Source organism: Streptomyces sp. TLI_185, from assembly GCF_003814765.1.
Classification (GTDB): domain Bacteria; phylum Actinomycetota; class Actinomycetes; order Streptomycetales; family Streptomycetaceae; genus Streptomyces.
Genome location: NZ_RKRB01000001.1, coordinates 9,308,513 through 9,327,862, shown reverse-complemented (window position 1 = coordinate 9,327,862; position 19,350 = coordinate 9,308,513). Strand labels below are relative to the sequence as shown.

General features: G+C 70.3%; 18 protein-coding genes and 1 pseudogene. 11 read left to right on the top strand and 8 right to left on the bottom strand.

Annotated elements, in window-relative coordinates; genetic code table 11:
* Nucleotides 1-108 precede the first annotated feature (108 nt).
* On the bottom strand, nucleotides 109-1,065 hold the full coding sequence (locus EDD92_RS42800; protein ID WP_123969250.1) for a GlxA family transcriptional regulator: 957 nt from the start codon (nucleotides 1,063-1,065) through the stop codon (nucleotides 109-111).
* A 217-nt stretch (nucleotides 1,066-1,282) separates the two neighbouring features.
* Between EDD92_RS42800 and EDD92_RS42795 the strand changes: the two genes are divergently transcribed.
* Nucleotides 1,283-1,897 (top strand): dihydrofolate reductase family protein, encoded by a 615-nt coding sequence (locus tag EDD92_RS42795; RefSeq protein ID WP_123969249.1) that lies wholly within the window; start codon nucleotides 1,283-1,285, stop codon nucleotides 1,895-1,897.
* Nucleotide 1,898: 1 nt separating this feature from the next.
* Here the strand turns inward: EDD92_RS42795 and EDD92_RS42790 are convergent, their stop codons facing one another.
* Nucleotides 1,899-2,894 (bottom strand): Gfo/Idh/MocA family protein, encoded by a 996-nt coding sequence (locus EDD92_RS42790; protein WP_123969248.1) that lies wholly within the window; start codon nucleotides 2,892-2,894, stop codon nucleotides 1,899-1,901.
* Nucleotides 2,895-3,161: 267 nt separating this feature from the next.
* Between EDD92_RS42790 and EDD92_RS51700 the strand changes: the two are divergent.
* Nucleotides 3,162-3,318: pseudogene (locus tag EDD92_RS51700) on the top strand (FAD-dependent oxidoreductase); the annotation flags it as partial.
* 55 nt (nucleotides 3,319-3,373) lie between these two features.
* Here the strand turns inward: EDD92_RS51700 and EDD92_RS42780 are convergent.
* Nucleotides 3,374-4,150 carry an IclR family transcriptional regulator gene (locus tag EDD92_RS42780; protein WP_123969247.1) on the bottom strand — a complete coding sequence of 259 codons (777 nt, stop codon included), beginning with the start codon at nucleotides 4,148-4,150 and terminating at the stop codon, nucleotides 3,374-3,376.
* A 78-nt stretch (nucleotides 4,151-4,228) separates the two neighbouring features.
* On the opposite strand from EDD92_RS42780, the gene EDD92_RS42775 reads away from it, so the two are divergent.
* Genes EDD92_RS42775 through EDD92_RS42760 form a run of 4 tightly spaced genes read left to right on the top strand, consistent with a single transcriptional unit; the run spans nucleotide 4,229 to nucleotide 8,137 of the window.
* Nucleotides 4,229-5,380 (top strand): cupin domain-containing protein, encoded by a 1,152-nt coding sequence (locus tag EDD92_RS42775; RefSeq protein WP_123969246.1) that lies wholly within the window; start codon nucleotides 4,229-4,231, stop codon nucleotides 5,378-5,380.
* Nucleotides 5,377-6,210 carry a fumarylacetoacetate hydrolase family protein gene (locus tag EDD92_RS42770; RefSeq protein ID WP_123969245.1) on the top strand — a complete coding sequence of 278 codons (834 nt, stop codon included), beginning with the start codon at nucleotides 5,377-5,379 and terminating at the stop codon, nucleotides 6,208-6,210. Before EDD92_RS42775 ends, EDD92_RS42770 begins: the two co-directional genes overlap by 4 nt.
* Nucleotides 6,210-6,854, top strand: a complete 645-nt coding sequence (locus EDD92_RS42765) for a maleylpyruvate isomerase family mycothiol-dependent enzyme (RefSeq protein ID WP_185124315.1) — start codon at nucleotides 6,210-6,212, stop codon at nucleotides 6,852-6,854. Before EDD92_RS42770 ends, EDD92_RS42765 begins: the two co-directional genes overlap by 1 nt.
* A gap of 17 nt (nucleotides 6,855-6,871) precedes the next feature.
* On the top strand, nucleotides 6,872-8,137 hold the full coding sequence (locus EDD92_RS42760) for an FAD-dependent oxidoreductase (RefSeq protein ID WP_123969244.1): 1,266 nt from the start codon (nucleotides 6,872-6,874) through the stop codon (nucleotides 8,135-8,137).
* Nucleotides 8,138-8,166: 29 nt separating this feature from the next.
* On the opposite strand, the gene EDD92_RS42755 is transcribed toward EDD92_RS42760, so the two are convergent.
* Nucleotides 8,167-8,775, bottom strand: coding sequence for a TetR/AcrR family transcriptional regulator (locus EDD92_RS42755; protein WP_123969243.1), 609 nt, complete (start codon nucleotides 8,773-8,775; stop codon nucleotides 8,167-8,169).
* A gap of 115 nt (nucleotides 8,776-8,890) precedes the next feature.
* Here EDD92_RS42755 and EDD92_RS42750 point away from each other — a divergent pair, with 115 nt between their 5' ends.
* Both EDD92_RS42750 and EDD92_RS42745 read left to right on the top strand, forming a co-directional pair.
* Nucleotides 8,891-9,346 (top strand): nuclear transport factor 2 family protein, encoded by a 456-nt coding sequence (locus EDD92_RS42750; RefSeq protein ID WP_123969242.1) that lies wholly within the window; start codon nucleotides 8,891-8,893, stop codon nucleotides 9,344-9,346.
* Nucleotides 9,347-9,610: 264 nt separating this feature from the next.
* Nucleotides 9,611-11,800 (top strand): MMPL family transporter, encoded by a 2,190-nt coding sequence (locus EDD92_RS42745; RefSeq protein ID WP_123969241.1) that lies wholly within the window; start codon nucleotides 9,611-9,613, stop codon nucleotides 11,798-11,800.
* A 129-nt stretch (nucleotides 11,801-11,929) separates the two neighbouring features.
* Here the strand turns inward: EDD92_RS42745 and EDD92_RS42740 are convergent, their stop codons facing one another.
* Nucleotides 11,930-12,910, bottom strand: coding sequence for a threonine/serine dehydratase (locus tag EDD92_RS42740; RefSeq protein WP_123969240.1), 981 nt, complete (start codon nucleotides 12,908-12,910; stop codon nucleotides 11,930-11,932).
* Nucleotides 12,911-12,962: 52 nt separating this feature from the next.
* Nucleotides 12,963-13,358: a hypothetical protein gene (locus EDD92_RS42735; protein WP_123969239.1), complete on the bottom strand. Its 396-nt coding sequence runs from the start codon at nucleotides 13,356-13,358 to the stop codon at nucleotides 12,963-12,965.
* Between the two features lie 100 nt (nucleotides 13,359-13,458).
* On the opposite strand from EDD92_RS42735, the gene sigJ reads away from it, so the two are divergent.
* Entirely contained in the window at nucleotides 13,459-14,376 is a 918-nt protein-coding gene (sigJ, locus tag EDD92_RS42730) for an RNA polymerase sigma factor SigJ (RefSeq protein WP_123969238.1), read from the top strand.
* A gap of 177 nt (nucleotides 14,377-14,553) precedes the next feature.
* Here the strand turns inward: sigJ and EDD92_RS50215 are convergent, their stop codons facing one another.
* On the bottom strand, nucleotides 14,554-14,724 hold the full coding sequence (locus EDD92_RS50215) for a hypothetical protein (protein WP_185124314.1): 171 nt from the start codon (nucleotides 14,722-14,724) through the stop codon (nucleotides 14,554-14,556).
* A 266-nt stretch (nucleotides 14,725-14,990) separates the two neighbouring features.
* Here EDD92_RS50215 and EDD92_RS42725 point away from each other — a divergent pair, with 266 nt between their 5' ends.
* On the top strand, nucleotides 14,991-16,103 hold the full coding sequence (locus EDD92_RS42725; protein ID WP_123969237.1) for an ABC transporter substrate-binding protein: 1,113 nt from the start codon (nucleotides 14,991-14,993) through the stop codon (nucleotides 16,101-16,103).
* 7 nt (nucleotides 16,104-16,110) lie between these two features.
* On the opposite strand, the gene rph is transcribed toward EDD92_RS42725, so the two are convergent.
* Nucleotides 16,111-18,708 carry a rifamycin-inactivating phosphotransferase gene (rph, locus tag EDD92_RS42720; RefSeq protein WP_123969236.1) on the bottom strand — a complete coding sequence of 866 codons (2,598 nt, stop codon included), beginning with the start codon at nucleotides 18,706-18,708 and terminating at the stop codon, nucleotides 16,111-16,113.
* A gap of 161 nt (nucleotides 18,709-18,869) precedes the next feature.
* Between rph and EDD92_RS42715 the strand changes: the two genes are divergently transcribed.
* Complete coding sequence (locus tag EDD92_RS42715; RefSeq protein WP_123969235.1) at nucleotides 18,870-19,082, top strand: hypothetical protein; 213 nt, start codon at nucleotides 18,870-18,872, stop codon at nucleotides 19,080-19,082.
* Nucleotides 19,083-19,350 lie beyond the last annotated feature (268 nt).

Here is a 19,350-nt window from a genome sequence, read left to right as displayed (position 1 = left end):
TCTCTGCGGCTCGTCTGGGTTCCCCACCAGCCTCGCGTGCGGGATCCGATGGTGGCCGTGGCGTGAGCGCCATGGTTCGAAAGGATCGCGCCAGGCGGCGGGGGACGGCTATTCGCCTCTGGTGAAGGTGCGCCGGTACTCGCTCGGCGTGGTTCCGAGGATGCGCTGGAAGTGCATGCGCAGGTTGGCGCCGGTGCCCAGGCCGACGTCGCCCGCGATCTGCTCGACGCTGCGCTCCGACCGTTCGAGCAGCTCACGGGCGAGGTCGATGCGGGCGCGCATGACCCACTGCATCGGCGTGTATCCGGTGTCCTCGACGAAGCGCCGCGAGAAGGTGCGGGGTGAGACCGCGGCGTGCTGGGCGAGGGTGTCGAGGCTGAGGGGTTCGTCGAGCCGGTGCAGTGCCCACTCGCGGGTGGCGGCGAAGCGCTCGCCGAGCGGTTCGGGCACGCTGCGCGGCACGTACTGCGCCTGGCCGCCGCTGCGGTAGGGGGCCGCGACCAGGCGCCGGGCCGCGTGGTTGGAGGCGGCCACGCCGAGGTCGCCGCGCAGGATGTGCAGGCACAGGTCGATGCCGGAGGCGGCGCCGGCCGAGGTGAGCACGCTGCCCTCGTCGACGAACAGGACGTTCTCGTCGACCTGGACCAGCGGATGCTTCTCCGCGAGGGCCCGCGTGTAGTGCCAGTGAGTCGTGGCGCGTTTGCCGTCCAGCAGGCCGGTGGCGGCGAGGGCGAAGGCGCCCGTGGAGATGGCGGCAAGACGCGCGCCCCGCTCATGGGCGGCGATCAGCGCGTCGACGACGGCTCGCGGCGGGTCCTCACGGTCGGGGAACCGGTAGCCCGGCACGAACACGATGTCGGCCCAGGCGAGCGCGTCGAGCCCGTCGGCGACGTGGTACGCCAGCCCGTCACCGCCGGTCACGAGTCCGGGTGCCGCCCCGCACACCCGCACCTCGTACGGCATGCTCGCGCGGGTCGTGAACACCTGCGCGGGAATGCCGACATCAAGCGGCTTCGCGCCTTCGAGGACCAGGACGGCGACGCGGTGGAGGCGGGGGGTGGGCACGGGGAACAGCGTACGAGGGGTGCGGGGCGGGCCTGATCATCTGCGCGACGGTGCCGGGCGCGGGGCGAGCGGCCCACCGTGGAGCACCCGGCGGCGGACGTTGCCGACACCGCGCACGCCGGGCGGACCGTTGCGCGCGGGAAATGTCGAATGCGCCGCTCCTCGATCGACGTGAGGGTGACGGCAACACCTCCCAGTACTCCAGGAGCACCTCCTCATGACCGTAACCGCAGACATGGCCATCTCTCTCGACGGCTTCATCGCAGGCACCGACGTCGCCGTCGACAACCCGGGAGGCGACGGCGCCGAGCCGCTTTTCGAGTGGATCCACAACCTGGCGAGCTGGCGGCAGCGCCAGGGCATGACCGGCGGGGAGGAGAACCTCGACTCCGAGCTGATGCGCGAGTGGTTCGACGCCACCGGAGCGGTGGTCATGGGCCGAATGATGTACGACACGGGTGAGGAGTTCTGGGGTGACAACCCGCCGTTCCGGACCCCGGTCTTCGTGCTCACCCACCGCCCCCGGCCGACCCTGGTGAAGGAGGGCGGCACCACCTTCACCTTCGTCACCGACGGCATCCACAGCGCCCTCGACCGGGCGAAGGCCGCCGCCGGCGGCAGGAACGTCGACATCGCGGGCGGGGCGAGCACGGTGCAGCAGTACCTGGGAGAGGGGCTCATCGACGAGCTGCAGCTGCACGTCGTGCCCGCGCTCCTCGGAGCCGGGCTGCGGCTCTTCGAGGGGCTCGGTGCCCTGCGGTGCAACGTCGAGCCGGTCCGCGTGGTCGACACGCCCCTCGCCACCCACCTGAAGTACCGCCTGGTGAGGTGACTTACTCGCCCGGGTAGCGGACTCCGATGCTCGCGCGTACGGCGTCCAGGGTCGCCATGACCGCGAGCGTGCCGTCCAGCGGGACGTACGGCGACTCGGTGAGGCCGGCGCGCAGGCAGCGGGCCACCTCCAGAGCCTCGTGGGTGTAGCCGTTGCCCGGGGATTCCGGCAGGCGGACCTCCTCGGCCTTGTGGCCCTGGCGGTGCAGGACGAAGCCGCCTGCGTGGAAGAAGTCGCGGGCGAACTCGATGCGGCCGAGGGTGCCGTTGACCGAGGCGTGCTGTGCCGTCTGGGTGCCCAGGGAGCAGGAGAGCACCGCGACGGCTCCGCTGTCGTAGCCGAGGAGGATGCCGGTGTTGTCGTCGACTCCTTGCGGGTTCAGGTGCGCCCAGGCCGAGACGGCGTCGGGGGCGCCCAGCAGGAGGTGGGCGAAGGAGACGGGGTAGACGCCGAGGTCGAGCACGGCGCCGCCGCCCTGGGCCGGGTCGTGCAGGCGGTGCGCGGCGTCGTAGGGCAGGGCGATGCTGAAGTCGGCGTGGACGGAGCGGACTTCACCGATCGCACCGTCGGCGATCAGCTCCCGCATCCGCAGCACGGCGGGGTTGACGTAGGTCCACATCGCCTCCATCAGGAAGACGTTCCGCTTACGGGCGATCGTCACCAGGTCCTGCGCCTGGGCGAAGTTGAGGGTGAGCGGCTTCTCGCACAGCACCGCCTTCCCGGCCTCCAGACAGAGCGCGGCCGCCGCCCGGTGGGCCGAGTGCGGGGTGGCGATGTACACGACGTCCACTTCGGGATCCACGGCCAGGTCCTGCCAGCTGCCGTGGGCCCGGGCCATGCCGTGCCGGTCGGCGAATCTGTGGGCGGCATCGGCGCTGCGGGAGCCGACGGCGACGAGTTCGGCGTCGTCGGGGATCAGACGCAGATCCTCGGCGAAGGTGTGGGCGATGCCGCCGGTGGCGAGGACACCCCAGCGGACGGGGCGTGTTCCTGTCATGGGCTCGGGCCCTTCCGTAGTGCATGGGTACGTGGTTGCCGTTGTACGTCAGTACGTGGCTGCTCTGCGCCCACTTGCCGAATCCGGCGGTGAGGCCGACCCCACCGCCCCCGGCGTCAACGCCGTCGCGTGCGGACCGGCTCGCCCACGGCATACACGTGGTCGTGCCGGACCGGGAGGCGAAGCCAACCCCGTATGTCCGCGCGCTCGGCCCGCACGTGCGGAGCATCGAGGTGATCTCGAGCGGACGGGCCGGCTCGGTGGCGGTGGGGGGACCGGGTCGATCATGTCGTCGACGTCAGTGACGAGCTGGAGGTACCCGGAGGTCCTGCTGCGGCCGGACGGTCATGTGGCGTGGGTCGGTGAGGATCAGCGGGATGTCGTCAGCCGGCTGCCCCGGTGGTTCGGTGTGGCCGTGCGGTGAGCGCGCGGCCGCCGTCGGGGTGCACGGAAGCGATCCCGCCCGGGGAAGGCTGGTGCTACGGCCCTTCCTGGTCCATCCCGGCGGAGATCCTTTCCGCCGCCACGGTCAGAGCCGACACGATGTCCTTCACCCGGTCCGCCGAGTACCGCACGCTCGGCATGGACACGGACACGGCCGCGATCGTGGCACCGGTCGTGTCGGTCACTCCGCGCCCGAGGGCGACGAGCCCTCGTTCGGAACGTTCGAGGTTGACGGCGACGCCGCTGCTGCGGACGGCTCTGAGTTCGGCGCGCAGTTCTGCCAGGTCGGGGAGCTCCTCGGACCCGTCGGTGGGGGCGTGGGCGTACAGCGCGGTCAGTTCGTCGTCGGCGAGCGCGGCGAGCATGATCAGGCCGCCGGTGACCTGGTGGGCGGGGAAGACCATGCCCTCGCGCTTGCCGACCCGCAGGGCCTGCGTGCATTCGACGGAGGCGATGAAGCGGACGGTGCGGCCGGTGCGGATGCTGACGTTGGCGGTCTCGTCGAGGGTGTCGACCAGGGCCCGCAGCGGGCCCAGGGCGGCGGAGCGGAGGGCGCCCACATTCGACTGGGCCTTGGCGGCGATCTCCAGGACGGGTCCGGCGCGGTAGCTGCGGTCCTCGTTCTGCACCGCGAAGTCGCGGTAGACCAGCGTCGACAGCAGACGGTGGGCGCTGGAGCGGGCGATGTCGAGCCGCCGGGCCGCCTCGGAGACCGTGATGGGCCCCTCGACCTGCAGAATCACCGCCAGTTGCAGCGCATGGTCCACGCTGGTCACGCCGTACGCCGGCGGGTTCTTCATCGACTTGGCCATGACCGTCGCCTCTCCATGTTTGTTCCGCAGGACAGAATCTACTGTTCCGATGGGAGTGCCGCGGCGCACGGTGAGGGCATGACCGACCAAGACGACGTCGTCTCCCCCGTCTCGCTCACCGCCGAGGACCGGCCGGACCAGCCGCCGGTCACTCCCGAGCTGGAGGAGCTCTACCGGGGCTTCGAGAAGGCCCTCCTGGTGCCGCTGTGGACCCGGATCGGCGACCTGATGCCTGCGCACCCCCGGTCGAAGGCGCAGCCGCACCTGTGGGAGTGGCAGACGCTGCTCGACCTGGCGGGCCGCTCCGGTGACCTGGTGCCGGTGGGCCGCGGCGGCGAGCGGCGCGCGATCGCGCTGGCCAACCCCAGCCTGGGCGGCCGGCCGTACGCCACCCCGACCCTCTGGGCGGCCATCCAGTACCTGATGCCGGGCGAGGACGCGCCCGAGCACCGGCACACCCAGAACGCCTTCCGGTTCGTGGTGGAGGGCGAGGGCGTGTGGACGGTGGTGGAGCGCGACCCGGTGCCGATGCGACGCGGTGACTTCCTGCCGCAGGCCGGCATGAACTGGCACGCCCACCACAACTCGGCCGACCGGCCCATGGCGTGGATCGACGGCCTGGACATCCCCTTCCAGTACGGCATCGAGGCGCAGTTCTTCGACTTCGGCCGGGACGTGCTGTCCGCGGAGGAGCACGCGACGCCCGACCGCTCGCGCTCCCAGCGGCTGTGGGGGCACCCGGGGCTGGCGCCGGTCTCGCAGCTCGGCCGCCAGGAGGGCACTCCCCTGCTGTGCTACCGCTGGGCGGACACCGACGCCGCACTGACCGACCAGCTGGAGCTGGAGCGCGCGGGCCACCCCGGCACCGTCGGGCCCGGTCACGCGCAGGTGCGCTACACCAACCCGACCACCGCAGGGGATGTGCTGCCGACCATCCGCGCGCAGTTCCACCGCATCGTCAGCGGTGCCGAGACCGCGCCGCGGCGGGAGACGGGTTCGTCGGTCTACCAGGTGTTCGACGGCTCCGGCCGGGTCGGCGTGGGTGACTTCTCCTGGTCGGTCACCCGCGGCGACCTGTTCGTCGTCCCGTCGTGGCAGTCCCTGTCGATCCGGTCCGAGGCGTCGCCGTCCGACTCGGATTCCGGCGCGCTCGACCTGTTCCAGTTCAGCGACGCCCCCCTGTTCACCAAGCTCAACCTGTTCCGCACCCACATCGAGGAGAACGCGTGAAGCTCGCCACCATCCGTCTCGGGGACCGCACCACGGCGGTTCGCGTCGAGGGGGACACCCTCATCGATCTCGGTCTGCCGGACGTCGGTGCCGTTCTGGCATCGGCCGGTGGTCTGGAGGCCGCGAGGGCGGCCGACGGTCAGCGGTACGCGGGCGACGGCGCCGCGTTCGCGCCACTCGTCCCCCGTCCCACCAAGGTGGTCTGCGTCGGCCTCAACTACCGTAATCACATCAAGGAGATGGGCCGGGACCTGCCCGAATACCCCACGCTTTTCTGCAAGTTCGCCGACACTCTCGTCGGCGCCCACGACGACGTGCGGCGTCCGGTGGAGACCGAGCAGTTCGACTGGGAGGCCGAACTCGCCGTGGTCGTCGGCCGCCAGGTCCGGCGCGCGAGCCAGAGCGAGGCCGAGGCGGCCATCGCCGGGTTCACCGTCCTCAACGACGTCACCTGCCGCGACTGGCAGTTCCGCACCCGCGAGTGGCTGCAGGGCAAGAACTGGGACTCCACCACACCGGTCGGCCCCTTCCTGGTCACCACCGACGAGGTCGGCGGCCCGCGCCCCGCGCTCGACATCCGCTGCGAGGTCAACGGGCAGGTCATGCAGCAGGACAACACCGGCGACCTGCTCTTCGACCCGGTCGACCTGGTCCGCTACGTCTCCACGATGATCCGGCTCAACCCCGGCGACATCATCGCCACCGGCACCCCCGGCGGCGTCGGCCACGCCCGCAAACCGCAGGTCTTCCTGCGCGAGGGCGACGCCGTCGTCACCGAGATCGAGGGCCTGGGCCGCCTCGAGAACCGCGTCGTCTCCGAGGGCGCCTGATGCGAACCCTTCACACGGCCCTGGCCTGGGTGAGCGAGGGCACGGCACTGTGCAGCAAGGCCGTCGCCGACCTCGACGAGGCTGCGTACAACGCGCCCTCGCTCCTGCCCGGCTGGACCCGCAAGCATGTCGTGGCCCACGTGGCCGCCAATGCCCGTGCCCTGCGCAACCTCATGCACTGGGCCCGCACGGGTGAGCCCACCCCGATGTACGCATCGCCCGAGCAGCGCCTGGCCGACATCGAGTCCGGGGCAGACCTGCCTGCCAGGTGGCTGACCGCCTGGTTCGAGGAGTCGGCGCAGCTGCTGACGTACGCCATGGCCGAGTTGGCGGAGGAGCAGTGGCGGGCGGAGGTGCTGACCGCCCAGGGGCGGACGGTGCCGGCGAGTGAGGTCCCGTGGATGCGCAGCAGGGAGGTCATGGTGCATGCCGTCGACCTCGGCACCGGTATCCAATTCGCCGACCTGCCCGAGGAGTTCCGCGCCGAACTGCGCCACGACATCGTCGCCAAGCGCGGCCGCGACGCCGTCCCCACGGTCCGGGGCGGCGATGCCGACCTGACCGCCTACCTGGCGGGCCGCCCGTACACCGGTGTGACGACCCCGGACGGCTCCCCCGCCCAACCGCTGACTCCGTGGCTGTGACCACGCCGGAGCAAGACATGAACACCACGCACCTTCACCGCCCCGACGTCCTGGTCATCGGCGGCGGAATCGGCGGCCTCTCGGCCGCCCTCGCCCTCACCCGTCAGGGCCTGCGCGTCCGCCTCTACGAACAGGCCGCCGAGTTCGGCGAGGTCGGCGCGGGCCTCCAGATCGCGCCCAACTGCACCCGGATCCTGGACGATTACGGGCTCCTGGACGAGGCCGTCCAACTCGGGGTCCTGCCCGAGCACGTGATCATGAAGGACGCGCTCGACGCCACCGAGCTGACCCGGGTCGACCTGAGGGACATGCAACGCCGCTACGGCTTCCCGTACATGGTCATCCACCGCAGCGACCTGCACGGTGTCCTGCTGCGCGGCTGCGAACGGGCGGGCGTGGAGCTGGTGACCCGTACGCGCTGCGAGTCCTACGAGAACGTCGAGGGCGGCGCCCGCGTCACCTTCGCCGACGGCCGTACCGACGAGGCCGAGGTCGTCATCGCCGCGGACGGCCTCCACTCGGTCGCCCGCACCCTGCTCGTCGACGACGAGCCCGTCAACTCGGCGTACGTCTCCTACCGCGGCACGGTCCCCTTCGCGCAGGTGCGCGCCAACGAGGTGCACGAGAAGGACGTCGTCCTGTACGTCGGACCGCACTGCCACTTCGTCCAGTACCCGCTGCGCGGCGGCCGGATGTTCAATCAGGTCGCGGTGTTCCGGTCACCGAAGGCCCTGGCCGGCGAGGACGACTGGGGCACACCGGACGAGCTGGACCGCGCCTTCGAGGGCACCTGCGAGCAGGTCCAGAAGGGGCTGCCCTTGATGTGGCGGGACCGCTGGTGGCGGATGCTCGACCGCGAGCCGCTCATGACGTGGGTCAGCGGGCGCGTCGCCCTGCTCGGCGACGCGGCCCATCCCCCGCTGCAGTACATGGCGCAGGGCGCGGTGATGGCCGTCGAGGACGGCTGGGTGCTGGCCCGGCACGTCGGCGCACAGCGCGCGAAGCGGTTCGCGGGCGGATCCGGGGTCGACTGGGGGACGGCACTCGACGCCTATGAGGCCGTACGCCCCGAGCACTGCCGCCGGGTGGTCCTCACCGCACGCACGTGGGGCGACCTGTGGCATCAGGTCGGGGCCGAGCGGGAGCAGCGCAACGCCGTGATGCGCTCGCGCGACACGTACGACTACTCCTTCATGGACTGGATCTACGGCCCCACGGCGCTGGCTCCGGACCAGGAACCGGAGATGTACCCGACGATCCCGCCGGCGTCCGTGGAGATCTGAACGGCTGGGACAGGAGCGTGGCCCGGCGTTCACCTGCGCCGCGAGGTGCGGCGCGGGGCGAGGCCGTCGAAGACGATGGCCAGCATCCGGTCTCGTACCTCTTCCTCGACGTGGGCGTGTGCGGAGGCTCGTGAGGTGGCAACGAGCAAGGCGTACACCTCGGGCAGTTCGACGTCGTTCCGGACGGCGCGGGCGCGCTGGGCCTGCTGTAGCAGCGCACCGACCGCTCGGCGCAGTCCGTCCGATGCCTGAGCGGCGTCGCTGCCGTGGTCACCGCCGGCCTCGAGCAGCGCCTCGGTGATGGCGATCTTGCCGGTCGCGTCGGCGACGAGGTGGCGGAAGAAGTCGAAGAACGCCGTACCCGGGTCCGTGGCGTGCAACAGCGTTTCGGCCTGCGCGCGCAGGCGGTCGAACCGCTGCACCAGTACGGATTCCAGGAGCGCCGCTTTGGTGGGGAAGTGACGGAACACCGTGGCGATCCCGACGTTGGCCAGGCGGGCCACCTCCTCGGTGGACGCGGATTCACCGCCCTTGCCGAAGACCTCTTCGGCGACATTCAGGATCCGCTCGCGGTTGCTCCGCGCGTCGGCGCGCTGCGGCCGTCTGCCGCCGGTCTCTCGGTTGCCTGGGATGCTCATCGCGCCTTCACTCATCTGCCGCTGTCCGAAGTCGCCACTCCGTATAATCGGAGTCAGCACTTCGGATAGTACTTCGACGCGACCGCATGCCGGCGCAGACGACAGGAGAGTGCCGATGACCGAAGTCCTCAGCCCGCGAGAGGTTTTCCTCGCGCTCGTGAACGGTGTTGCGGAGGGCCGCTGGAAGGACCTGCCCGACCTGTATGCGGAACAGACCCATGTCGTGCACCCTTTCGACCCGCTCCGCGCTGCGGCACTCCGCACCCGCGACGAACTGCGCGAACACTTCAGGCCAACCGGTGCCGGCCCCCGGCTGCACCGTCGGGCGACCAACATCACGATCCATGAGACGACCGACCCCGAGATCATCGTCGCCGAGTTCGAGTACCAGGGAACCGTCGAAGACACCGGAGAGCCCTTCGCGCTGCCCGGCATCTTCGTCCTTCGGGTGCGCGACGGCGAGATCATCAGCTCCCGCGACTACTTCGACCATGTCACCGCTGCCCGAATCCGCGGGCAGCTCGACTCACTTGTCGCAGCCGTGCAGAAGGGTGGCGACGCTTCGGCGTGAGCGCGCTGCACAAAGCCGTGAGCTGGGCATCTCCACGGCCTGACCGGGGTGTTGAGGGGGCGAACGGGCAACAGGCCGCGCACGAGGGGGATTTGGCCGACCTGCGACCCCCGACCCCTGAGGGGCCGATGTGGTGCGATCACTACCATGAGAGCCCAAGACAACCATTCGACCGGCTCGTTGGATGCGTGCCGGTCGGGGTCGCCGGCGCCAGGGACCGCTCCCCGGGCTGTGGTGATCTTCCTACCCAGGAGGACCTCCCGCATGTTCCGACGTATTGGCAACACGGTCGTCCGACATCCCGTCTGGACGATCGTGGCATGGCTGATCGCGGCGGTGGCGATCGTCGCCACCGCGCCGAGCCTGCCCTCGAACAGTGACGAGAGCAGCTTTCTGCCGAAGAGTTACGAGTCGATCAAAGCGGCGGATCTCCAGGAAAGGGCGTTCCCCAGCGCCTTCACCCCGTCCGCGATCGCGCTGTACCAGCGCACCGACGGCGGCAGGCTGACCGCCGAGGACAAGCAGGACGTCGCCCGGATCACCACCGAACTGGGCAAGAAGCACATCGACCAGGTGCAGAAGGTCGTCCCCGGCCAGCCGTCCAAGGACGGCAGGTACGACCTGACCCTGGTCCAGATGGACAGCAAGAACGCCGGCCAGCCCAAACAGGCCGACGCGGCCAAGGTGTTACGCGAGGACGTCAAGGCGCTGGCCAAGGGCACGCATCTTGACGTCAAGCTCGGCGGCTCCGCCGCGCAGGCCCTCGACCAGCAGGATTCGTCCAAACGCGGTCAGGCTCTGATCGGCATCGGCACCTTCGTGATCATTCTGGTGACCCTGCTGATCATCTTCCGGGCGCCGATCCTGGCCGTACTCCCCCTGGTCCTGATCGGCCTGGTCTCGGCGATCGCCAACGGACTGATCGCATACGCCACCAAGCTGTTCGGCCTGCAGGCCAACAGCTCGATCTCGTCGATCCTGATCGTCGTCCTGTTCGGCGTGGGCACGGACTACTTCCTGTTCCTGATGTTCCGTTACCGGGAACGCCTGCGCGCCGGCGACGAACCCAAGCAGGCCATGGTCAACGCGGTCGCCCGGGTCGGCGAGGCCATCGCCTCGGCCGCCGGGGCCGTCGTCATCGCCTTCCTCGCGCTGGCGCTGTCCACGCTGGGCTTCCTCAAGCAGATGGGTCCGGCGCTCGCCATCGCGGTCGCCGCCACCCTGGTCGCGGGCCTGACCCTGATCCCGGCCGTGGTCTCGCTCATCGGGCCGAAGGTCTTCTGGCCCTCGAAGTCATGGCAGCGCGAGCCGGACAACGCCCGGTTCGCCGCCCTCGGCCGGGGCGTGCAGCGCCGCCCGGCGCTCACCGCGGTGGCATCCGGCCTGGTCCTGATCGCGCTGACGCTCGGGACGTTCGGCTACAAGGCCACCTTCGACCTGGCCTCGGGCTCGATGCCCAAGACCAAGGAGTCCATGGTCGTCCAGGACGAGATGCAGAAGGCGTACTCGGCGGGCGCGGCCGCCCCCACCGACGTCTATCTGTCCAGCACCGACGGCAAGCCGCTCGACAGGACCGGATTCACCGCGTACGCGTCGAAGCTCGGGGCCGTGGACGGTGTGGCGAACGCCCGGATGTCCCAGGTGAGCAAGGACGGCACGACCGCCGACTTCACCGTCACGCTCAAGTACGAGGCCTCGACGGACAAGGCGATCGACGCCGTGGGCAAGGTGCGCGACATCGCGCACGCCGACGCTCCCGAGGGCACCGAAGCCCTCGTCGGCGGCATGTCCTCGATCTACAAGGACATCAACACCGCGGTCAACCACGACTACCGGACGGTCTTCCCCGTCGCCGCCGTCCTGATCATGGTCATCCTGGGGCTGCTGCTGCGCAGCGTGGTCGCCCCCTGGTATCTGATGGCCTCCGTGGGTCTGGGCTTCGGCGCGACCCTCGGCGCCACGGTGTGGATCTTCCAGGAGGGTCAGGGACACTCCGGGCTGATGTTCATGCTCCCGGTGATCATGTATCTCTTCGTGGTCGCCATCGGCACGGACTACAACATCCTCATGATCGCCCGGTTGCGCGAGGAGGCCCGGGAGGGCCGCGACCCGCGTGCGGCGGCCGGCATGGCGCTCCGGCACGCCGGGCCGACGGTGGCCGCCGCGGGCTTCATCCTGGCGGCGACCTTCGCCACGATGATGCTGGCGGGCAACGCGCTGCTCACGGAGATGGGATTCGCGGTCTCCTTCGGCATCGCGGTCGCGGCCTTCGTGATGGCGATGTTCTTCACCCCGAGCCTCACCGCGCTGATCGGCCATGCGGCGTGGTGGCCGGGCCACGGGGACCGTGCGGAGCCATCGGCGGACGCGGACACCGGATCCAACGGTTCCGACCGGGCCGCGGGACAGGACCGGAACTCGGTCGCACACGATCCTGCGGGACGCCGCAGCTAGCGGCGCGGAGGTGTGACAGGGCAAGTCTGCCGGGCCGCACGGCCCGGCAGACGCGCCCGCTTCTCCCTCAGGGGGTGCGACTCCGGGGGCACAGGGCGCGGCGAGAGTGACGAGCGGCTTGGGCAGTCGTCAACTCCCGTGGCCGGGAACCGCACCGATCCAGCGGTGATAGGCGTCCACGTCGACGTTGCTGCCGCACACGATGGTGACCACGTGGCGGCCGGCGAAGCGGTCACGGTCCTCGAGGACGGCCGCGATGCCGAGCGCGCCCGACGGTTCGACGACGAGGCCGGCGTAATCGAAAAGCATCCGCATACCGGCGATGATCGACGCCTCCTGGACCAGGACGGCGTCGTCGGCGACCAGCAGGAGGTCGTCCAGGACGGCCGGGATGGGAAACCGGCCGGCGACGCCGTCAGCAATGGTGTCGGTCGAGTCGGTGGTGACGACGCGCCCACTGCGCCACGACCGGGTCATCGCCGGTGCGCCCAGCGGCTGGACGCAGATCACCTCGGCTGCGGGCGCGAGGGCCTTCACCACATGTCCCACACCGGTGGCCAGTGCCCCGCCGCCGAGAGCAATCAGCACGGCGTCGAACGAGGGCATCGCGTCCACCAGTTCCAGGCCGATGGTCGCCGCGCCCTCGCAGGTCTCGAGATCCAGGCTGTCTTCGAGCAGCCGGATGCCGTCGTGGCGCGCGATGGCTGCCGCCCGCTCGCGGGCCAACTCGTGGTCGCCGTCCACCAGTTCCAGTGTGGCGCCCAAGGCGCGGATGCGATCGAGCTTGGCCGGGGTCGCGAAGCGGGAGGCCACGACGGTGACGTCGAGCCCGCGGCCGCGGCCGGACCAGGCAAGGGCCTGGCCGAGGTTGCCCGCGCTGGCGCACACCACACCGCGCGAGCCCTGATCGGCGAGCAGGCCCGCGACCAGCTCGGTGCCGCGGGCCTTGAAGCTGCGCACCGGGTTCGCCGTTTCGAGTTTGATGCTCACCGTGCAGCCGAGGCCGGGCTCCAGTGCCTCGCAGCGGTACAGCGGAGTGTCGAGAAAAACGGGGTCGATCACCCGACGGGCCGCCCTGATCCGAGCAGTGTCGAGGCGCGTCTCCTGCATGACACGGCAGCGTAGCGGCGCCGTTGTGCTCGCCGCCGTGAACGGCGGTTTCCTAGGTGGTGACCGGTCGGCGCAAGGCCTGCCCCAGCGCCAGCACACTCAGACCGAACATCAAGACCCCCAGGGGGAGATGGACCGACGGGACGTGCGCGATGCCGAGCACGACCTGGACCGAGGCGAGTACGAGGAAACCCGACGCGTGCCAGATGGGCCGGGGCGAGCCGCCGCCGGGCTTCCACGCCAGCACCGCCGCAAGCACGTACAGCATCGACGCCCCGTACATCACACGGGCTCCGGCACTGTGCAGCGTTTCTCCGTAGGACGAGGTCAGCAGCAGTCCGGCGGAGACCGCCTGAAGGAAGATGGTCAGGGTCTGCAGGGCGATCGCGATCTTCAGGAACGAGGAGCCTCGGTGTGCGTTCGCCGTCGCCGTCACCTCAGTGGCCATGTCACAGTCCCCTTTTCCGCCCTCGGGCAGTAGATCGATAAGGTCTCACCAGCCCGACGAAGCGGGCCGGCGGAAGGTAAGGCGGGGGGCGGCCGGAAGCATGGGGAGTGCGGGGAGCAGCGCAGATGAGATAGCCGGCGAGCGACGCCAACTGATCAATGTCGCTTACCGGTTGCTCGGTTCGGTGACCGAGGCCGAGGACGCCGTCCAGGATGCCTACGCACGCTGGTACGGGCTGCCACGAAGCCGGCAGGAGGAGATCCTGTCCCCCGGCGCCTGGCTGACGACGGTGACCGGCCGCATCTGCCTGGACCTGCTGGGCTCGGCGCGGTCCCGCCGTGAACGCTACGTCGGCGCGTGGCTGCCCGAGCCGCTGCCCGACCGCACCGAGTGGAACCACGTGGGCGGTGCCGCCCCCACCGGCCCCGCAGACCCCGCCGACCAGATCGTCCTGGACGAGTCGGTGACCATGGCCTTCCTCGTCGTCCTGGAGACGATGACGCCCGCCGAGCGGGTGGCGTTCGTCCTGCATGACGTCTTCCGATACCCGTTCGCCGAGATCGCCGACGTTCTCGGCCGGACCCCCGCGGCCTGCAAGCAGCTGGCGGCCTCCGCCCGGCGGCGGGTGAGCGTCGGGCGCGCTCCAGTGGCGGCGAGCGGCCGGGCCGACGTGGTGAGGCACGTCAAAGAGGCCTGGGAGACCAAGGACATCGCAGCGCTCGTCGGCCTCCTCGACCCGGCCGCAGTGATGACCGCCGACGGCGGCGGCCTGGTCGGCACCGTTCTGCGCCCGGTCGAGGGCGGCGCGCGCATCGCCCAGTACATGGTCGCCATTGCCGACAAGGCTCCGGGGCTCGAACTCCTGGAGCGGTCGGTCAACGGTGCACCGGGCCTGGTGGCCCAGCGTGCCGGCGTCGTCATGACCGTGGCCTCGTTCGACGTCTCCGACGGGCGCGTCACCCGGATCTGGGCGATCCGCAATCCGGAGAAGCTGCGGCCGTGGGCGCGGGAAGGCTAGCCGGCCTCCCTCTGCAGAACGTGCAGTCGCCGCAGCGATGCTTCGTGGATGTCGTTACCGACCTCCCAGCGGATCCACAGGCGGGGCCAGTGCAGCTCGGCGAACTCGCGGTCCACGGCCCACCGTTGGGCGCCCAGGCGGATCGGCGGTTGATGCCGCGGCGGGCGAGCCGAAGTTCTAGGAGGAGTGTGCGGTTTGCCGCGCCCGCAGGGCCAGGTCGAGGGCGTCGTCCGCGACGGCTTCCCAGCCGTCGTGGAAGGCGGTGCCGTGGTCTCGGCCCGGGTACTCGCGGTATTCGGTGGGCGCGGCAGAGCGGCGGTGGGTCTCGCGGACGACAGCCGCCGGCACGATGTGGTGCGGACGACCGCGTCGGCGACGGGGCACTGCCGCAGGGGGTCCAGGACCAATCCGCCCCGTGATCCACGCGGCCCGTCAACGAGGGTGCAGGTGACGATAATCGGTTGTCTGTCCGTGAGGGTGGTGGATGCAATGTGCGGCATGATCACCCAGGTGCGCCCGCCGCGGCGAGACGATACGAACGCGTATTACCGGGCTTTGCCACTCTGCGATCCGGGCCGCCTGCAGCCGCATCGCCGCTCGGGAGAGGCCGCCGCATGAATACGCCACTCTCGCCACCCGGATCGGCGCGGACCGAAGGATCCTCCGTCCGGATCGGCGCTCTCGTTCCGCTGACCAGGCCCGGCTGGGTCGAGGCAGGTCGACACTTGCTCGCCGGGCTCGAGTTGGCCGTCCGCGACGTGAATGACGCCGGTGGGATCGGCGGAAGGCCACTCGAGCTGGTGGTCCGGGACACTGCGGCTGATCCGCACAGGGCCGCGGCGGCCGTGGACGAACTGGCCGGCCTGGGCGTGGCCGCCCTGGCGGGTGAGTATCACAGCGTCGTCGCTCGCGCCGCTGCCGCCAGGGCCGACGCCCTCGGCCTGCCGTACCTCTGCTCGTCAGCGGTTCTCGACGCGCTCACCGAACAGCCGACGCAATGGGTCGCGCGCCTCTCCCCACAGCAGTCGCGCGGCTGGCGGACCTACGCGGACTTCCTTCTCGGCGCGGGCCACAGTCGTGTCGCCGTGGCAACCCAGCCGAGTGTCTACTGGGCAACCGGGACCCGCATTCTGCGCGAGTATCTCGCTGCCCGCGGCGGCACCGTCATCGAGCTGGACATGAGCGCGCTCACCCCGGCGGCCGTGTGCGACGAACTCGTCGACCATCGTGTGACTGCCCTCCTTCTTCTTGTCGGCCACCCGGAGCCGGCCGTGCCCGTCGTCAAGGCCGTCCGCCGCGACCGGCGCCTCGCCGAGATCATGATGGGTGCTCCGGCCGGGCAACCCGAGTTCGCGGAATGGGCGACGCTGCTGGGCGACGACGGCACCGCGATCCCGTTCCTGCGCTACCTGCCCGACCGCCTCAGCCCCCTCGGCGCACGGGTCGCGACGGCCCTCCGTGAACGACTGGCCGAGGCGCCCTCCTTCGTCGCCTTCGAGGGCTACGACACGATCGCCGTCCTCTCCGACGTGCTGCGCTCGCACGGCGCGGACCGGGCGCGCACCGCCGAATGCTGGGCGCGCGTCGCAGTCGAGGGCACCCGCGGGCTGATCCGGTTCTCCCGCACGCCGGGCATCAGCGTGTGGCAATGGGCTGAGCCCCCCATCCAGGTCGTTGATCGGGATCCGGGGCAGCCTGATCGCTTTCGGGTCCTGCACACCGGCTGAGGGGGCATCAAGGCAGGATCTCGATGTACCCGTCGGTTCCGTGCACGCGGATCCGCTGCCCGTCCCGGATCAGCCGGGTGGCCTGCTCCACGCCGACGACGGCCGGCAAGCCGTACTCGCGGGCGATCACTGCGCCATGGGTCATCAGGCCGCCCACCTCCGTCACCAGGCCCGCGATTCCGACGAACAGCGGTGACCAGCTGGGGTCCGTGAAGGGTGTGACCAGGATGTCGCCCGCTTCGAGCTCGGCCTGCGCCATGTCAAGGATGACGCGGGCCCTTCCCTCGACGGTCCCGGCGGAAACCGGCAGGCCGATCAGGGCGCCGGCCGGCACATCGTCGCGCCGGTACGCCCCGGTGACGGCCTCACCGTCCGAGGTGAGCACGCGGGGCGGTGTGAGCGCTTGATACGACCGGAAGGCGTCCCTGCGCTGCTGGATGAGCCGGTCATCCACCTGGTGCGAGCGCACGACCTCGTGGAGTTCCTGGAACGTGAGGTAGAAGATGTCCTCCTTCTCAGGGAGCACACCTGCCTGCACGAGCCGCTCGGCCTCCGCCAGCAGGGCCTGCTTGTAGACGAAGTAGCGGCTGATGATGCCGTACTTCGGGTACTCCCGGTACCCGATGAAGGCTCGGACCTGGTCGATCATCCGCTTGGTCTCGTCGGCTTTCCGGTCCCCGTCCGGCAGGGCCCGCAAGCGGGACAGCACGTCCTGTTCCTTCTGCTGCGCCTTGTGCCGCCCCTGCTCGAACCGCCGCTCGGCGGCACCCGGTTCGAAGTTCCGGACGTTGTCGAGGATCACGGGCACGAGCGTGCTGGGGCGCTCGCGCCAACGCGGCCTCGTGATGTCGATCTCGCCGACACAGCGCATGCCGTACCGGTCGAGGTAGGCCTCGATGGCATCGCGCGCTTCGGCCCCGCCCGTGAGTTTCCCCAGATCGTCCAGGAAGCCCTCGTCCTCGACGCCCTGCAGGAACGCCACCACCTCCGGATACGGGCGGATCACATCGGCGACGTCGAGCAGCTCCAGTCCCATCTCCGAGGTGACGTTGTCGGGGGCGGACAGCGTGAGCGTGTCGGCTGCGTTCTTCTCGCCCAGCCATTCCTCCAGCCTGTCGTTGAGCCACCACGTGGCCTCCATCCCCGCCATGATCGCCTGCATGTTCAGCGGATCCCTGAGGACTCGTTTGTGCTCCTCGAAGGCCTCCAGCAGGAAGTCGAACAGCGCCGGTCCGGTCCTGGTCCGGATGTCGCGCTCCAGGGCGGCGACGGACGCCCGGCTGCGCTCGATCAGCTCGCCGACGATGGCCGGATCGGCCTCGGCCGGAACGGACGCGCCGCCGGTCGGCGGCCCGACGGGACCCGCATCCGGGAGCGACGGGACGAAATCACCGCGTTCCAGGACGGTTTCCAGGGCGTCCCTGATCAGCGGATCGCCTCTGCCCACAAGCTCCAGGAAGCCGGCGCGGCTCGCGGGCGAGGCCAGGCGGCGGGTGGCGTCGACGAAGAGCCTCCCGCCGGCTTCGTGCATCGGCGCCATGGCCGTCAGCTGCCACACGGAGATGCCCAGGGGTTTCATGGGGTCGGTCATCATCTGCTGATGGCCGACGGAGAGGTAGACGTGATTCTCCTCGTCGCCGCTCTCGGGGACGGGGAACAGCGTGGTGATCGGCCGGCTCTGGACGATCTGGAATCCCTCGTCGACCAGGCACCATTCGATGTCCTGCGGGCGGCCGAAGTGCGCCTCGATCCGCCGCCCGAGCCGCACGAGTTGTACGACCTGCGCATCCGTCAGCGCCGGCTGCTGCTGCCGTTGGGAGTCGACCGCGACTTCCTGCGTACCGCCGGCCGGCAGGGCGTGAACGGCACGCTGTTTTGCGGCGATCGACCTGGTGACGACTTCGCCGTCCCGCACCTTGAAGACGTCCGGGTTCACCAGGCCGGAGACCAGGGCCTCGCCGAGGCCGAAGCCGGCGTCCACGGTGGCGACCTTCCGGTTGCCCGTGACCGGGTCGGCCGTGAACAGGATGCCCGCGGCATGCGGGAAGACCATCCGCTGCACGACTACGGCCATGTGGACCGTCCGGTGGTCGATGCCGTTCCGCTGACGGTAGGTCACGGCCCGCTCGGTGAAGAGGGAGGCCCAGCACCGGCTGACGTGCTGCAGGATCGCCGTCGGCCCCATGACGTTCAGATACGTGTCCTGCTGGCCGGCGAACGAGGCCGTCGGCAGGTCTTCCGCCGTCGCGCTGGATCGGACGGCGTAGGCTGCCTGCTCGCCGAGCCGGCCGAGTGCACGGGTGATCGCCGCCGCGAGATCGGCCGGGATGGCAATCTCCTCGACGGTCCGGCGGATCTCCGCGCTCAGCGTGCGGATCGTCTCCCGGTCGTCCGGGTTCAGGCGCGACAGCTGATCGAGCCGATCGTCGATCGACGGCGCCTCCGCCATGATCCGGCGGAACGCGTGGGTCGTCACGCAGAACCCGCGCGGCACGCGGATGCCTTCGATCCGCGACAGCCCGCCCAAGTGCGCGCCCTTGCCGCCGACAACCGCGACCTGCGTCTCGTCAACGTCTTGAAGGTCCAGCACGAACTGCTCGGTCACTGCGATACCTCCGAGGCAGCCGTGCTCCGTTGCGTCCTCATCCCTGATTCCCCCATATCCGCAGGTGGTGCAACCGGCCGACGATTCTGCACCGCGACCGGGGCCTTGCGGCAAGCCCCCCGGTGCGCTATAAGTTGAGAGTGGCAAGGAGAGATCTCTCCTTGCCTTTGTTTTTTGACGCAACGCTTCCAGGACTCCTCGCCGGGGCCCACGCCGAACACCTCGTCGTCCCCGCCGAGTCGGTGGTCCGCACCCCGGCCGGCCTCACCGGCATCCGGGCCGCCAGCCGGCCAATGAACGGCCTGACCGCCCGTATGGCCCTGGACCTGCTCGAATTTCCTGCCCGGCGAACCTGGGCGCCGACGTCGTCGTAGCTCGCGGAGACGACTTGGCGGAGCTGGTGCGCTGGGAGCAGCCCAACGGCGTCGACGGTGCAAGGCGTCCGGGTACACGACGCGCGCGGCATCGTGACCCTGACGACGTTCGTGCCGCAGTACGCACGGGGACACGCCAAGCTCGACCCGCTTGCGGCAGCTGGCCGAGGAAGGCCGGCTCACCCCGCGAGTCGCGCAGATCCTCCCGCCGAACAGGCCCCCGAGGCACACCGGTTGCTGGAGGCGTGCGGCCTCCGCGGACGCGTGG

Excerpts from the sequence above, each read along its gene's own strand:
- EDD92_RS42795 (WP_123969249.1), top strand. The coding sequence starts at position 1,283 with ATGACCGTAACCGCAGACATGGCCATCTCTCTCGACGGCTTCATCGCA.
- EDD92_RS42790 (WP_123969248.1), bottom strand. The coding sequence starts at position 2,894 with ATGACAGGAACACGCCCCGTCCGCTGGGGTGTCCTCGCCACCGGCGGC.
- EDD92_RS42780 (WP_123969247.1), bottom strand. The coding sequence starts at position 4,150 with ATGGCCAAGTCGATGAAGAACCCGCCGGCGTACGGCGTGACCAGCGTG.
- EDD92_RS42775 (WP_123969246.1), top strand. The coding sequence starts at position 4,229 with ATGACCGACCAAGACGACGTCGTCTCCCCCGTCTCGCTCACCGCCGAG.
- EDD92_RS42765 (WP_185124315.1), top strand. The coding sequence starts at position 6,210 with ATGCGAACCCTTCACACGGCCCTGGCCTGGGTGAGCGAGGGCACGGCA.
- EDD92_RS42760 (WP_123969244.1), top strand. The coding sequence starts at position 6,872 with ATGAACACCACGCACCTTCACCGCCCCGACGTCCTGGTCATCGGCGGC.
- EDD92_RS42755 (WP_123969243.1), bottom strand. The coding sequence starts at position 8,775 with ATGAGCATCCCAGGCAACCGAGAGACCGGCGGCAGACGGCCGCAGCGC.
- EDD92_RS42750 (WP_123969242.1), top strand. The coding sequence starts at position 8,891 with ATGACCGAAGTCCTCAGCCCGCGAGAGGTTTTCCTCGCGCTCGTGAAC.
- EDD92_RS42745 (WP_123969241.1), top strand. The coding sequence starts at position 9,611 with ATGTTCCGACGTATTGGCAACACGGTCGTCCGACATCCCGTCTGGACG.
- EDD92_RS42740 (WP_123969240.1), bottom strand. The coding sequence starts at position 12,910 with ATGCAGGAGACGCGCCTCGACACTGCTCGGATCAGGGCGGCCCGTCGG.
- EDD92_RS42735 (WP_123969239.1), bottom strand. The coding sequence starts at position 13,358 with ATGGCCACTGAGGTGACGGCGACGGCGAACGCACACCGAGGCTCCTCG.
- sigJ (WP_123969238.1), top strand. The coding sequence starts at position 13,459 with ATGGGGAGTGCGGGGAGCAGCGCAGATGAGATAGCCGGCGAGCGACGC.
- EDD92_RS42725 (WP_123969237.1), top strand. The coding sequence starts at position 14,991 with ATGAATACGCCACTCTCGCCACCCGGATCGGCGCGGACCGAAGGATCC.